Annotated in this window: 10 protein-coding genes; 4 read left to right on the forward strand and 6 right to left on the reverse strand. The window is 34.0% G+C overall.

The window, feature by feature from the left end; genetic code table 11:
* The 3 genes from WBN21_RS12375 to WBN21_RS12385 form a co-directional block, all read left to right on the forward strand.
* Window positions 1-866 (forward strand): N-acetylglucosamine kinase (locus tag WBN21_RS12375; protein ID WP_424200726.1); only part of this gene is annotated, 866 nt, incomplete at its 5' end.
* A 3-nt stretch (window positions 867-869) separates the two neighbouring features.
* Window positions 870-2,081 (forward strand): ATP-binding cassette domain-containing protein, encoded by a 1,212-nt coding sequence (locus WBN21_RS12380; protein ID WP_424200728.1) that lies wholly within the window; start codon window positions 870-872, stop codon window positions 2,079-2,081.
* A gap of 344 nt (window positions 2,082-2,425) precedes the next feature.
* Window positions 2,426-2,923, forward strand: a complete 498-nt coding sequence (locus WBN21_RS12385; protein WP_424200730.1) for a RidA family protein — start codon at window positions 2,426-2,428, stop codon at window positions 2,921-2,923.
* Between the two features lie 72 nt (window positions 2,924-2,995).
* Here WBN21_RS12385 and WBN21_RS12390 read toward each other — a convergent pair whose 3' ends face one another.
* The 4 genes from WBN21_RS12390 to WBN21_RS12405 all read right to left on the reverse strand — a co-directional run bounded on the left by WBN21_RS12390 (window position 2,996) and on the right by WBN21_RS12405 (window position 11,362).
* Window positions 2,996-3,886 (reverse strand): transglutaminase family protein, encoded by an 891-nt coding sequence (locus WBN21_RS12390; protein ID WP_424200732.1) that lies wholly within the window; start codon window positions 3,884-3,886, stop codon window positions 2,996-2,998.
* Window position 3,887: 1 nt separating this feature from the next.
* A complete protein-coding gene (locus tag WBN21_RS12395; protein ID WP_424200734.1) occupies window positions 3,888-6,449 on the reverse strand; it encodes a circularly permuted type 2 ATP-grasp protein in 2,562 nt (853 codons plus the stop codon).
* Between the two features lie 348 nt (window positions 6,450-6,797).
* On the reverse strand, window positions 6,798-10,124 hold the full coding sequence (locus WBN21_RS12400; RefSeq protein WP_424200736.1) for a DUF2126 domain-containing protein: 3,327 nt from the start codon (window positions 10,122-10,124) through the stop codon (window positions 6,798-6,800).
* A gap of 197 nt (window positions 10,125-10,321) precedes the next feature.
* Entirely contained in the window at window positions 10,322-11,362 is a 1,041-nt protein-coding gene (locus tag WBN21_RS12405) for a GMP reductase (protein WP_424200738.1), read from the reverse strand.
* Between the two features lie 167 nt (window positions 11,363-11,529).
* Here WBN21_RS12405 and WBN21_RS12410 point away from each other — a divergent pair, with 167 nt between their 5' ends.
* Window positions 11,530-12,915, forward strand: a complete 1,386-nt coding sequence (locus WBN21_RS12410) for an ATP-binding protein (RefSeq protein WP_424200740.1) — start codon at window positions 11,530-11,532, stop codon at window positions 12,913-12,915.
* A 9-nt stretch (window positions 12,916-12,924) separates the two neighbouring features.
* Here the strand turns inward: WBN21_RS12410 and WBN21_RS12415 are convergent, their stop codons facing one another.
* Window positions 12,925-13,305 (reverse strand): Rid family detoxifying hydrolase, encoded by a 381-nt coding sequence (locus WBN21_RS12415; protein WP_424200742.1) that lies wholly within the window; start codon window positions 13,303-13,305, stop codon window positions 12,925-12,927.
* A gap of 44 nt (window positions 13,306-13,349) precedes the next feature.
* Window positions 13,350-15,536: putative LPS assembly protein LptD (locus tag WBN21_RS12420; RefSeq protein ID WP_424200744.1), on the reverse strand; the 2,187-nt coding region annotated here is incomplete at its 5' end.

Consider the following 15,536-nt stretch of genomic DNA (forward strand, 5'->3'; position numbering starts at 1 on the left):
TACTCATGATTTTAATTGTTGATAGTGGTTCCACAAAATCCGACTGGATTGCCATAGATAGTAATGGAAAACAGCTTTTAGAGAAGTTAAGAACAAAAGGACTTAATCCTGAAATTTTAACTCAGAAAAAACTTAAAAAAGCAATTAATAAAAATGAGATCTTAAAAGCAAATAGCGATAAAGTTACGCATGTGTATTTTTATGGTGCAGGCTGCGGAACAGATCGTGGTAAAGTGTTAGTTAAAAATGCTTTAGAAGAAGTATTTGCAAAAGCTGAAATTAATGTGGATGAAGATACCATGGCAGCAGTTTACGGTACCATTAATAATGTAAATGAAGCCGCGGTAGTTTGTATTTTAGGAACCGGCTCAAACTGTAGTTATTATGATGGTAAAAAGCTTCACCAACGCGTATTATCCTTAGGTTATATTTTAATGGATGATGCCGCTGGAAACTATTATGGGAAACAATTAATTCGCGATTATTATTTCAATCACATGCCAGAAGATATCAAAGTGGCTTTTGGTAGTAAATATAATTTAGAAGCCGATTATATAAAATACAACATATATAAGCAACCCTTTCCTAATGCGTATTTAGCAAATTTTGCTGAATTTATGTTTTTGAATAAAGATTCAGAATATATTGTTGAACTAATTAAAAAAGGCTTACGTGTGTTTGTGAAAAATTATATCATGCAATATAAGGAGGAACTTAAAACCGTGCCTGTGCATTTTGCAGGTTCTATAGCTTATTTTGCACAAGCCGAAATTAAGGAAGTGGCCGCCGAAATGGGTTTCACCGTTGGGAATTTTGAACGCAGACCTATTGAAGGCTTAGTTAAATTTCATTCTGAAGGCTTATAGTTTATGCTTTCGTTAAAGCATAGAGCATATTACATTTCAAATACAGAAGATAAAAAACAACTTCTCGAAACCATTACTGCGAGTGCAGATGTAAACAACTTAAAAGGCGCTGTTTTCTCTGAGTTTACTATAAATGCTTTTATTGAAGAAGAAGTCCGTCACGGACATTTTGATGTTCTAACACCAACAAACAATAGTCTTCAAAATTCTTCTGAAGGTGAGCGTAAACGTGCTTTGCTCAATCATATTTTAAAATCGAATCCAGAATATATTGTTTTAGATAATGTTTTTGATTGTTTAGATGTGGAAGCACAATCTAGAATTGAAAACACACTCACCGAGTTAAGCAAAACTATTTTAATCATACAAATTGCCACCAGAAAACGTGATATTTTAGCGTTTATTGATGCAATTTATGTTTTAAAAAATGGTGAATCAAAATTGTTTAAAGCTATCGTTGAAGCAGAAAAAAAACACTTCACACAAAATTTACCACAACCTTATAAAACCGAAAGAGAAAAATTCACTTCTTTAGTAAAATTCAACAAGGTGTGTGTCAGTTATGGCGAACGCCCAATTATTAAAAACATTACTTGGGAAATAAAACCTGGCGAATTTTGGCAACTTATTGGTCCAAATGGCTCAGGGAAAAGTACCATACTTTCTTTAATTTCTGGCGATAATCCAAAAGGCTATATGGTCGATATGACCTTGTTTGGTATAAAAAAAGGGAGTGGAGAAACCGTTTGGGATATTAAAAAGCATATTGGTTTTTATAACTCCGAAATGCTCCGCGGTTTTAAACGCCGAGAAACTATTGAAAGCATGATTATTTCTGGGTTTCTAGATTCTGTAGGGCTTTACAAATATCCAACCGACAGGCAAATAAGTATTGCTCACCAATGGTTAGCACTTTTAAATATGTTATCTATTAAAGACAAAAGCTTTCAGTTTTTATCAAACGGACATAAACGTTTGGTGCTCATTGCCAGAGCGATGGTAAAACACCCACCGTTACTAATTTTAGACGAACCAACAAATGGATTGGACGATGCCGATGCCAAACTCTTCTCAGAATTGGTAAACAAAATTGCCCAAGAAAGCGAATCCGCTATTATTTATGTATCGCATAGAAAAGAGGAGTTTATAAAACCTGATTTTGTTTTTGAACTTACGCCAAACCAAAACGGCTCTGTAGGTAAAAAAGTAGGTTAACAGTAGTGTTTGCATTTCTCCTGCTTGTGCTCAACCAATGTCATTAAGTTAAGCCTAAAATATCAGTCTGAGCGCAGTCGAAGACCAATTGAAGTTCCGTTTTTAATTGCATTTGGACTGTGCTCAATGTGACATATGAGAAACTTAATCTCTTAACTTTATGACATTGTCCGCTCGACTGTCGGGTTCAGTTTTGAGTAATATAAAAAAAATAATGCTGGCACTCGTTACAAACGAGCGCTAGCGAAGTGAAAACAAACCATAATAATTCTACTGCCGAAGCCAACATTTTTTTTTTTAATTGTATCTTAATAACTAGCTATTAACCAATCAAATAAAATACCATGAAAACAAGACTATTCCTTGCCATGCTTATGGTTTTAGCCATTACCATAAGCAGTTGCAAACAAGCAGAACAACAAGTTGACATTGAAGAAATTAGTGTTTCACCCGAAAAACCAGAATATTTTTTACTCCGACCGGAAGTTGAAAAAGCTTATGGCTATTCGCATGCTGTAAAAATTGGAAATGACATTAAAATTTCTGGAGCTGTAAGTATGGACGATGAAGGAAATCCAACCGCAATTGGTGATTTAGGGCAACAAATGAAAAATTGTTATGCAGATTTGGATAAAATACTGAAACACTATGGTTGCACATTTGATGATGTAGTTGTAGAAAATGTGTTCACAACCAATATGCCATTGTTTCTTGAAAATGCAGCCTACAGAAGTGAAGTTTACACGAAACATTTCCCAACAGGTTCTTGGCTTGGCGTAAAAGAATTGGCAATACCAGAATTTATGATTGAAATAGAATTAGAAGTTCATAAAACTGAATAGAAGTTCAGATGTATAACAAAGCATATTAAAATGGCTAGTTTTAGCTTATCCATAGAGAATCATTAAAACCTTTTAAACCGAAGGTCTAATATCTACTTCAACCTTCATTTTATTTTCACCAGAGCTGTAAATAACCCCTTTTAGTGGTGGCACATCATAATAATCGCGGCCATAAGCCACAATAATGTGTTGGTTTTTTGGTATTTGGTTGTTTGTTGGGTCGAAATCTACCCATCCAAAAGTTGGTATATAAATAGAAAACCAAGCATGCGAGGCATCGGTACCAATAAGTTTTTCTTTTCCTGGAGGCGGCAAAGTTTCAATATAACCACTTACATAGCGCGCAGGTAACCCAACAGAACGAATGCATGCAATGGCTATTTGGGCAAAATCTTGACAAACCCCTTTTTTCTCTAAAATAACCTCATGAATAGGCGTTGCCACATTGGTAACATTAGCGTTAAACTCAAAATCGTTAAAAATGCGTTCCATTAACTCGTAAGCCGCTTCAAAAATTGGGCGGTTTGGTTTAAAAGAAACTTCAGCATAATCTCTAATTTCCGAAGAAATATTAGCTATCAAAACCGATTCTAATATAAACTGTTTAACATCCAATAGGTCGCCACCTTCAGCCTTTAATGCTGCTTTAGCTTCAATTAAATTAATTTTTTTGCCACGTTCCGATTTATTAATATCGGGTTGTAAAGTATAGTCACGAAGAATTTTGCTTAATGCTGTAACTTTTAATGTTTTATGTTCCTCTTGTATAGAAAACCGTGTGATGGTATTACCAAAAAAATCAATTTTTTCAGAGAATTCGGATGGCGTTGGGCTGATATCTAAGGTATACTCAACCACCGTTTGGCCTAACATGTTTTTAGGTTTTATAGTCGCTATATTATGGCAGAAGGTAACACCAACTTCATATTTATAACTCGTAGTATGTGATATTTGATATAACATATTATGACAGTTCGAAATTTTGATTCGTCAATTGTTTTTGTGTATACGAGTGATTAAAATAAGTGTTTGATACCTCCATAGATGTTTGATGTAATAGATCACTAATTTCTGCCAGCGCATCATCTAGGTTTTGTCTTAGAGCCTCATCGTCGTTTAATTTTAAAAGTGGTTCAAGGGTTAAGCTATTCATCTTGTCGTGTGCTTTCTGTATTTTTTCTTTACAGGCTTCAACGGCATTTGATCCTTCAGAATAAGGGAGTTTATTAACATCTTTTTCAATGCGGTTAATTTTATAGGCTAAGGATTTTGCATATTCCGTATCTACAAGCATCAGTTTAATAACGTTTTCTACACTTAAATATGAGCGGTAACTGTATCTATAAATATTTAGACTTTCGCTACTGTTTAACAGCACTTCTAAAATCTCATATTGTACTTGTTCTTCATAATTAATAACCAGTAACGAGCGGCATTTTTCAACATGCATCATAGATTGTTCGGTTTGTAAACCAATAAAATAGAGTAGCAATCCTTGATTTACTAAAATGCTTTCTTCTATTAATGCCATAAAAGCAATTAATCGAGTAATGATGCGATCTAGAAATTTGATTAGCTTATTAATTGAAAAATCTTCTGCGTTCTTAAAGTTTTGCCATTGTTTTTTAATGCCATCAAACACACGCCACATATCTCTAGACCATAAGCTTCTTAAGGAATAGTAAGAGTTATTGAAACTATTTAAGGTTTGTGCTAAACTTCCTAAACGGTTATCATCAATAATTAATGATTTAATTTCTTTTAAAGGATTTTTTAATCGTTCCTCTGCGCCTTCACCAATAAAACCAGGAAATGTAGAGGTAATATTGGTAATGGATTGGTAAAGAATAATTAGGGTATCTGAATCAGATTTACGTGCTGTTGATTGCTCTTGATTCATTCTATTAAGAACCACGCGTAAATAACGTGCTGTTATTAATGCGCGTCCTAAATAACGCCCAGACCAAAATAGGTTTTCGGCGGTGTTACTTGATAAATCATTAATATCTGAAATGGTGCTGTTAGAGGAAGAATCCCAAGAATAATTTCGCAATGGATTTTGAACATTGTCTGAAACTACCCAGAAATCTTTACTAATCCCACCACGTTGGTTGGAAACAAATATTTTTTCGCGATCTGCAGCCACACGAACTAAGCCACCAGACATAACACTATATCCGTCTTTTTTAGCAATAGCAAAGGTTCGGCAAGATACTTTTCTAGGTTCTAACTTCCCTTTAACAAAGGTTGGAGCGGATGAAAAAGATATTTTATCTTGTGCCACAAATTGGTAAGGCGCGAGTAATATGTCGTTTTTTAATTCTTTTAAAGCCTCGTCATTTAAAAATTGGCAGAAATAGATGTTTTCTCTATTGGAACGATCAATGCGTTTTACAACCAAATCTTTTAAATGCTCTAAAACATAGTCGCATTCTTTTTTTTGTCCGCACCACCAAGATGCTATTTGAGGTAAAATTAAATCTTCTTTGAAAAAATATTTGCAAATGGCATTCATAAAAGGAATTAACCCTGAATTATCTAAAATACCACTTCCAATGGGGTTTACGATTGTTACTTGTTGTTCTCTAACGACTTCTAGTAAGCCAGCCACACCTAAATACGAATCTTCTCTTAACTCTAACGGATCCATAAAAGCGTCATCAACACGACGTAAAACCACATCAACCTGTTTAAGCTTTTTAAGTGTTTTTAACCAAAGTTTGCCGTTTCTAACCACCAAATCGCTACCCATAACTAACGGATACCCTAAAAAGGAAGCTAAATAAGCATGTTCAAAATAGGTTTCATTATGTGGCCCAGGTGTTAGAATAACAATATTTGGGTTGCTTTTATTTTGTGGTGCTGCATCAATTAACATTTGCTTTAAGTCGTTAAAAAAACTTAAAGGTTGTTTGACATTAATGTTATCGAAAATATTTGGAACAACTCGGTTAAGTGCATATCTGTTTTCAAGTGCATAACCCATGCCAGAAGGGGCTTGCGTACGATCACTAACCACCCACATACGACCGTCTGGACCACGCGCCAAATCGAGCGAATAGATTTGTAAAAGTTTGGAGGTGTTATATTTAATTTGATCGCATTGCCTTAAAAACCCGCGATGCGCAAAAATAACTTCCTCTGGAACAATACCATTTTTTATTAGTTCGCGCTTGCCATATATATCTTTTAAAACAAGATTTAATATTTCTGCACGTTGCATGATCCCTTTTTCGATGGTCGATTCCCATTCTAATTGGTTGACTATATACGGTATTACGTTTAATCCCCAAGAACGATTTAAACCGTTTGGATCGTTGTAAACGTTATAGGTTACTCCATTTTCTTCCATTAACCAATCAATTTCATCTTGTTTGGCAAGCAGATTTTCATAACCAATTTCAGAAAAATTATTAAGTAGTTTTTTCCAATTGGTGTTAATGGTCATGTCGGGTTTTATTACCTCGTCATAATCTTTAAATTCTGAAAAGTTATTTTGAAATTGTGTATTTGGTTTTATGGACATTTAAGGTATTCTAAAAATGCAAAAATACTATAAAAAAAGTTGATAAAAGCCTTAATAATGGTAAAGGAATTTCATTGTTTTTATCTGGAATATTAATTTTTTTTCTTTTATTTTAGTTTCTGGATGGCTCAGTTTAAAAAACAAATTGGCGGTTTAACCCTTAGGCCTGCCAACTGACAGGCAAGGTTTTTAATAAAACATTTATGTTCATGAATTTATTAATATAAAATAAAGTGTATGAATAAAACCCCACAGTCACGTCTTAGCGTTACGAGGACTTGTAATGGAAAGCCCGACCATTTGGAAACCTGCCTGCCGGCAGGCGCCCAAAAATCGGACTTATTTTAATTATTTTTTTCTTAAATCTAAGGTGTATGGAAACTCGAAGTTTTTAGGTAATTCTTTATAATTGAATTTTTTAGAACTTTTTAGTTTCTCTACTTTTATAACACTTTCACCACCTTGCATAATAGCATCTGGTTCTTCAATGTTACCTTGTGTATGACCAATTTCCCAAAAACGGTTGATGCGTCTAGATTCGGCTTCGTAACTATTTACAGGATAACTATCGTACGAACGTCCACCAGGATGCGCGACATAATAGGTGCAACCACCAATGGAGCGTTTATTCCAAGTGTCTACAATATCGAAAACCAACGGTGTATCTACGCCAATTGTTGGGTGTAATGATGAATAAGGATTCCAAGCTTTATAGCGGATTCCAGCAACAAATTCACCTTTAACGCCTGTGCTGTTTAGTTGCACTTTTACGCCATTACAGGTTAGCACATAGCGCTCTTCGATAAAATGATTTACTTTAACTTGAATTCGCTCTACTGAAGAATCTACATATCTTGCAGTTCCGCCACCAGTCATTTCTTCCCCTAAAACATTCCAAGGTTCTATAGCTGCTCGTAATTCTAAATGAATGTTGTTGATTTCGACCATACCATGAAGCGGGAATCTGAATTCGAAAAATGGATCGAACCAATCGACTTCAAATTTATATCCAGCTCTGTTAAGTTGCTCTACAATATCCTTAATATCTTCTTTTACATAATGCTCGATTAAAAACTTATCGTGTAATTCTGTGCCCCAACGTACTAAATCGTGTTCGTAAGGTTTATTCCAGAACCACGCTACAAGCGTACGTACTAAAAGGTTTTGCATTAAGCTCATTTGTGGGTGTGGAGGCATATCGAACGCACGAAGTTCTAAGATACCTAATCGACCTGAAGACGAATCTGGAGAATACAATTTATCTATACAAAATTCCGCACGGTGTGTATTTCCTGTTAAATCTGTTAGTAAATGGCGAAACAATCTATCGGTTAACCAAAATGGTACTTCACCATCTTTTGGTATTTGACTAAACGCAATTTCAAGTTCGTAAAGGTTTTCCATCCGGGCTTCGTCAACTCTTGGAGCCTGACTTGTTGAGCCAATAAAAGCGCCAGAAAACAAGTATGAAAGTCCTGGGTGATGCTGCCAAAACGTTAGTAAACTTCGTAACAAACTAGGTTTACGTAATAGTGGACTATCGGCCGGAGTTGAACCACCTAAGGTTACGTGATTACCACCACCTGTTCCGGTGTGTTTGCCATCCAGCATAAATTTTTCAGTTCCTAAACGGGATTTTTTAGCATGCTCATAAAGTGTTAATGTATTATGACAAAGCTCTTCCCAGTTTTTTGCAGGAAATACATTAACTTCAATAACGCCTGGATCTGGAGTTACTTTCATAGACTCGAATCGGTGATCCTTTGGTGCGTCATAACCTTCTAAAATAACAGGAATATCCAGTTTTTTAGCTGTTGCTTCAATGGATGCTATTAAATCTAAATAGATTTCGGCAGAATCTAAAGGCGGTAAAAACAAGTGTAATTTACCATCTCTTATTTCTGAACAGATGGCCGTTCTGATAAAATATTTATTATCGACTTTTACGCCATTGATTTCAACATTATCAAAACGATCTTGAGCTGTTTTTTTAAAGCTTGGTAACCTGCCTTTAACTGAAAAATTATCAGGATCGAATTTTGGGAATTCACCATGTTCTGATTTTCTAATTAAAGAATCTAAAGGCAAACGAAGACCGATAGGGGAGTTTCCAGGAATTAAGAATAAATTATTCCTTCTAAAATTCCAATCACTTGTATACCATGTTCCCATGGAATTATTTAATGGAAGTACATAACCAATGGCTTTTGTTTTTCCGTCTTTTAATATATCCTTTAATTTGTTTTTTACTAATAAAGCGCCATCATCTTTTGTAGGATCTACATCAATAGGCAGTTTGCCTTCTTCCCACATGAAATAAAAGGCATCCTCATAGGTAGGAACAATCGTTTTATTTGTAATTCCTAAATGCTGAGAAAGCGTTTCTAAGAAAAGGATATCTGAACCTTCTTTTACAATAGGGTTATCTGAAAACAGCGAGAGCAATTTTTTATTATGCCATATGTTTCTACCATCTTTTCTCCAACAAAGTTCTATAGACCAACGCGGTAAAGGTTCACCAGGATACCATTTGCCTTGTGCTTGGTGTAAAACGCCTCCTTTTGCAAACTCATCATATAATCTTGCAGAAAGGTTTTTTGCTAGTTCTCTTTTATGAGGACCATCGGCATCAGTATTCCATTCTGGCGACTCCATATCATCAATAGATACGAATGTTGGTTCTCCACCCATGGTTAGTCTAACATCGCCTTTTTCTAATTGTTTTTCTACCTTAAATCCTAGTTTGTAAATAGCGTTCCATTGCTCTTCAGTATAAGGTTTGGTAACTCTTGGCGATTCGAAAATTCGTTTTACAGAGTTTTCAAATTCAAATTCTGTTTCACAAACATCAGACATTCCAGAAACAGGCGCGGCACTTTCAAAAGTTGGCGTACATGCCAATGGAATGTGTCCTTCACCAGCTAACAATCCTGAGGTTGCATCGAATCCAATCCAACCAGCACCAGGTAAATATACTTCTGCCCAAGCGTGTAAATCAGTAAAATCTTCTTCAGGACCAGAAGGACCATCCAATGATTTTTCATCAGATTTTAATTGAACTAAATATCCAGAAACAAAACGCGCTCCGAAACCTAGGTGGCGCAAGGTTTGTACAAATAGCCATGCGTAGTCTCTACATGATCCATTTTTTTGCCCTAGTGTTTCTTCACAGGTTTGCACACCAGGATCCATCCTGATATTATAATTTAAATACTCGTATATTTTTTGATTGATATGAATTAAAAAATATATGGTCTTTCTTGGTGTATAATCTAAAGTTTTAATAAAATCTTGAAGCAACTTACCGTTATCAGTAATTTCTAAATAGGGTAATAACTCTTTTTTTGTTTCTTCTTTATACGTAAAAGGATATTCTTCAGCATATTCTTCAACAAAAAAATCGAATGGGTTTATAGTTTTTAAATCGGCTATAATTTCAACATCAATAGTAAGTTCTGTAGTTTTATCCGGAAAAATTAACCGTGCCATGTAATTTCCAAATGGATCTTGTTGCCAATTGAAAAATTGATTTTCTGGAGTAATTTTTATGGAGTAAGCTTCAATAGGTGTTCTGCTATGCGGTGCAGGCCTTAATCTGAAAATGTGTGGAGATAATGAAACGGGCCTGTCATATTTATATTTGGTTTTGTGAGAAATTACAATTTTTAAAGCCATAGTTGTTCTTTAACAGTTAGATATACAATTTAAGTGTTTTATATGGAGTAAAGGCATAATTAGTCTTATAATTTGGATACTTAAATTATGATTTTAATAATTAAATTGAATAATACCTTTGAAAATATAAAATTAAGGGTTTTTGATGCCTTGGGTGTTTACTAATATGAACTAATCCTAAAATTAATTCTAACTTTTTATTCGTTGTAAATTCTGTTTTCCTGTTCTGCAACGCGAATAAAAGTTGTTCGTTTTGTGAGTTCTTTTAAACGTGCAGCGCCAACATAAGTGCAAGTACTTCGTAAGCCGCCTAAAATATCTTGTAGCGTGTTTTCAACCTTTCCACGGTAAGGAACTTCTACGGTTTTGCCTTCGCTAGCTCGGTATTCTGCCACACCACCAACATGTTTATCCATGGCTGTTTCAGAACTCATCCCATAAAACTTTCTAAATGTTTTACCGTTTTTTTCTAGGGTTTCACCACCACTTTCGTCGTGTCCTGCCAGCATACCGCCTAACATAACAAAATCTGCTCCAGCTCCAAAAGCTTTAGCAATATCGCCAGGTGTTGCACAGCCACCATCACTAATTATTTGGCCTCCTAATCCATGCGCAGCGTCTGCACATTCTATAATGGCTGATAATTGCGGATAGCCAACACCCGTTTTAACGCGCGTAGTGCAAACAGAACCTGGGCCAATACCAACTTTAACAATATCGGCTCCAGAAAGTAATAATTCTTCAACCATTTCTCCCGTAACCACGTTACCAGCAATAATAATTTTATCTGGATAATCTGTTCTAGTTTGTTTTACAAAATCAGCAAAAAGCTCTGAATAACCATTGGCAACATCAATACATATAAACTTAAGCTGCGGATGTGCAGATATAATGTTTGATAGTTTTACAGCATCTTTTTTGCTTATTCCAGTACTTACAGCAATATAATCTTCAATGCCATTTGGGGTGCTTTTAAGAAATTCGCTCCAAGCATCTAATGAGTAATGTTTATGAATGGCAGAAAAAAGCTTGTGAGTTGAAAATGCTTTTGCCATTTCAAAAGTTCCAACAGTATCCATATTTGCCGCCATTATTGGAATTCCAGACCATTTTTTGGTGCTGTGCAAAAACTTAAATTCGCGTTCTAAACTTACTTGTTTTCTACTTTTTAAGGTAGACCGTTTTGGGCGAATCATAACATCTTTAAAGCCTAATTTAATATCGTATTCTATGCGCATTTTGGAACTGTTTTAAATCTCTTATTAATATTTAAATTTAAACAAATTCATAAAATAAATCTGGATTAATACTAAATAATACTTTTGTTAATTCGTATAATTATAGATAAGTTTGTTAAAACCAATATTTAATGAGGATTTTCCCTAAATCTATTAAACAAATAGGAATGAAGAAGAAATTATCAATCTTCATTTTTATATCTATAGCCGCTATTTTAATAATTGGTTATGTATTTTTAGAAAAGAAAATATTTGCTGAAACTGCTGCATTATTTTTATTCATATTATCTATTATTCAAGTTTTTGCTTTACAATTCTTTCTTAAAAATCAACTTAAAAATGAGGTTATAAAATCTAATTTACGATTTCGGGTTGATGAATTAAAAATTAGTTTGGAGGCTGCTGAAGAACTAGCAAATCATAAATCCATTTATTTGGCAAATATGAGTTATGAGGTTCGCACCCCGCTAAACACGGTTTTGGGGATGTTGAACATGCTAAAACAAACCCATCTTAATAGCGATCAAACAGCACAAGTTGAAATAGCAGAATTCTCTTCAAAACACTTGTTACAATTAGTTAATATGGTTACTGATAACGCCAAAGCCAATGATGGTGATTTAGAATTAAACTTAAATACCATTGATTTAAAAACCGATTTATCTAAGCTGTTTAAGGTGTTTGAATATCAAGCGTGGGAGAAAGGTTTAAGTTTTGAGTTTAAGTTCTTATCAGAAGAGAAAGGTAAGTTTATGGTGTTAGGCGATTCAGCCAAAATCCAACAAGTATTAATTAATTTGATTAATAATGCTATAAAATTCACTAATAGCGGAAAAATTTCAATTATTGTAGACCAATCAGTTGGTATTGATAACGATCAATTTATAACCTTTTATATTAAGGATACAGGAATTGGGATGAAACCTCAGGATGCAAAACTTGTTTTTAATAATTTTGATGGCGTTTACGATAATTCTATAATGAAGGATTACAGAGGTGGCGGTATGGGATTATCTATTTCTCACAAATTGGTTGAGCTTTTAGGAGGTGAACTTAAATTAGAAAGTAAAGAAAATGAAGGGTCTACGTTTTATTTTAGTCTGCAATTAAAGAAGACTTTAAATATTAAACCTGTTGAAGAAATAGAAAAACCTGTTTTATCTGCTAAGTTTAGCGTACTAGTTGCTGAAGATAATAGGATGAATCAAAAGGTAATTAAATTTTTATTAGAAAAACAAGGCGCAGATTGTACGTTTGCTAAAAACGGTCGTGAAGCGGTTGATTTATACGAAATATTAGATTTTGATATGATTTTTATGGATATATACATGCCTGATTTGGATGGGTATGAGGCCACTAAATTAATTAAAGACACCGATAAATACTTAAAAAATAAAACGCCTATAATTGGTGTATCTGCAAGTGCTTTTGAAAAAGATGTTGAAAAAGCTAAACTTGCAGGAATTGATGATTTTTTATCAAAACCAATAAACATTGAAAAACTGAAAGGATTACTTGTAAAGTTTTCAAAGTTAAATACAACAATTAAATAATAGGTTTTTCTATTTTACCGCAATAACACTAATTTCAACATTAACATTTTTTGGTAATCTAGCAACTTCTACAGTTTCTCTTGCCGGTGCATTAGCTTCATCAAAATAACTTCCATATACCTCATTGATAAGAGAAAAATCATCCATATTACTAATAAAAATGGAAGATTTGATAACATTTTCAAAAGTCATATCGGCAGCTTCCAAAACAGCCTTTAAATTCTGCATAACTTGTTTAGTTTCCTGAGTTATATTGTCAAGCACTAACTTATTGGATTCGGGATGTATGGCAATTTGCCCAGATGTATATAAGATGTTCCCAGTTAAAACTGCTTGGTTATAAGGACCAATAGGAGCGGGCGCGTTGTTGGTTTTTATGATTGTTTTCATAATATTATGTTTTTTTTATTTCCTGGAAGACGGAAATCTAATTTCTAAAGCTGAATATCTGGTTGTCTTCGTTTTTCGTATTTAAGATCACTTAATATACTCGATTTTATACCAATAAAGAAATTCCAAGAACTTTGAGTACTAAAAGGAATCCAACTAAAATTCATTCGCCAACTTAATAAATCGCGTTCAAAACGAAGTTGGGTATAAGTGAAACCAGCATTTTTTAAATCGTAACCAGATGAACCGCCAATGGACCATTTGGGTGAAAGTTCTAAATCGCCAGAAAACATTAGCGAATGCGATGATATGGCATTTTGCCTTATACTATTAGAGTAATTTACAGCATAGGCCACTCTAAAATTCCAAGGTATTTTATAATTATATAATTCACCTGGTTTTTCTTCCTTTTTATCACGGTCTCGCTGTATTTGCTGATTGGCAAAATCTTCAGAAACACCAAATAAATCATCGGCTCGGCCACCACTTCGTACATTTTCTTCAATACCAGAATCTTTCTTTTTATCCTTCTTTCCATCTGAACTTGAAAAAGACCAACTCGCATTAAGGTTAGCGCCTGTTAATCTAAAAAGGCTTCCGCCATTATCAATATTATATGTATCTATTCTAGTGTTATTATTGTCTAACGCGTAAGGATCTAAAGTGGCACCAAAATTAACGCTCATTTTGTTTTTAAATAGTTGCGTACCACCACTCACTCTTATTGGGCTCCATTGTAATGAATCGCCAGCAAAATTATAAGAAGTTGAAAAGTTTAAATTATTTAAAAGTATAATCTTTTTGTCCTCGGTGGCTGTACTATCCTTATCTCTAACTTTTGCTTCAAGGTTATTAGAAACAGAAATTCCCATGGAGCTAGAAAAGTTTTTATTGGGAGAGCCAAATAAATTATCTTCAAATCTAGTATAATCAACATCGCTAGTAGTTAATCCATCAGCACTAACAACTTCATAAGAGTCATAATATTTATCAAACGAAGGATTAATGTTGTAGCTAATCGATGGTCTCATCACATGCCTTATAGCTTTAATTTTTGGATCTTTTCCTTCTTTTTCAAAATTAAACATCCCATAAATAGTAGTACCTAAACTAGTGCTGAAGTTATATGTTCTAAAAGAATCAAATCCATTAATTGTTTCTTCAACAACTTCTTGATTAACAGAATCGTAAGTCTTGTCTACAGTTTTAAAAGTCCAAACTTCATTATAACTTGTACTGGCACTTGCACTAAAATATTTAAATAGTTTAAAATTTGTTGTTAAAGGGATACTGTGTTGAAATCCTGTTTTAGCATCGTCAAACATTTCTTTTTTTAAGAATAATGAATCGGTAGTTTGAATTCTGTTTTCGCCACGTAAATTATATTGGAAATTTATATTTTGAATAATACCTTTCTTCGAACCTGTTTTTGTAGCAAATGGATACATTCTACCAACACTACCTTGAAATGTTGGCAGCGTCATATTAATACTTTCTGTATTGGTATTTTGAGAATGGGTTGCCGTAAGGCTAATATTAACTTCGGGTTCGGTAGGAAAAGATTTTGAATATGAAACTGATGATGCCAATGTATTATTTAAAAAAGCACCCGCATTAACTTGGTTTATAGATTGTCTATAATAAGTACTACTTCCTAAATTTACGGAGGCAGAAAATCGTGAACTAGGATTTGCTTTGGAGTCTTGACTGTGCGACCAACGTAAGTTATAAATAGTGTTTGTGGCATAATCAGAGAAACCGCGCTCGCTTGTAATTAAGTTTTCATACCTAAAACCAACACTACCTCTAAAACTATATCGTTTTGCATACGTGTTTTCTAAACGCACACCAAAACTTCCGTTAGTATAGTAATCTCCTAAAACCGCTAAATCAACATAATCATTAATAGCAAAATAATACCCACCATTTTGCAAAAAGTACCCACGATCATTTTGTTCACCAAAACTTGGAATTATAACTCCAGAGGTTTGTTTTTCACTTTGTGGAAAAAATCCAAAAGGTAAACCTAAAGGGGTTGGCACATCATAAATAAAGAGGTTTGCTAATCCTGTAACAATTTTTTTTCCAGGTACAATTTTGGCTTTTCGTAACTTTAAATAATATTCTGGGTCCTCAAGATTTTCAGAAGTCGTATATCTGGCATCTTTAACAAAATAAACTGAATCATTTTCTTTTTTTGTAGTTTCAGAAATCACAGTACCTTCACCTTG

It is taken from the genome of Algibacter sp., from assembly GCF_049667265.1.
Classification (GTDB): domain Bacteria; phylum Bacteroidota; class Bacteroidia; order Flavobacteriales; family Flavobacteriaceae; genus Algibacter_B.

What these genes read in the sequence shown, in the direction of transcription:
- WBN21_RS12380 (WP_424200728.1), top strand. Translation starts at nt 870, where the DNA reads ATGCTTTCGTTAAAGCATAGAGCATATTACATTTCAAATACAGAAGAT.
- WBN21_RS12385 (WP_424200730.1), top strand. Translation starts at nt 2,426, where the DNA reads ATGAAAACAAGACTATTCCTTGCCATGCTTATGGTTTTAGCCATTACC.
- WBN21_RS12390 (WP_424200732.1), bottom strand. Translation starts at nt 3,886, where the DNA reads ATGTTATATCAAATATCACATACTACGAGTTATAAATATGAAGTTGGT.
- WBN21_RS12395 (WP_424200734.1), bottom strand. Translation starts at nt 6,449, where the DNA reads ATGTCCATAAAACCAAATACACAATTTCAAAATAACTTTTCAGAATTT.
- WBN21_RS12400 (WP_424200736.1), bottom strand. Translation starts at nt 10,124, where the DNA reads ATGGCTTTAAAAATTGTAATTTCTCACAAAACCAAATATAAATATGAC.
- WBN21_RS12405 (WP_424200738.1), bottom strand. Translation starts at nt 11,362, where the DNA reads ATGCGCATAGAATACGATATTAAATTAGGCTTTAAAGATGTTATGATT.
- WBN21_RS12410 (WP_424200740.1), top strand. Translation starts at nt 11,530, where the DNA reads ATGAAGAAGAAATTATCAATCTTCATTTTTATATCTATAGCCGCTATT.
- WBN21_RS12415 (WP_424200742.1), bottom strand. Translation starts at nt 13,305, where the DNA reads ATGAAAACAATCATAAAAACCAACAACGCGCCCGCTCCTATTGGTCCT.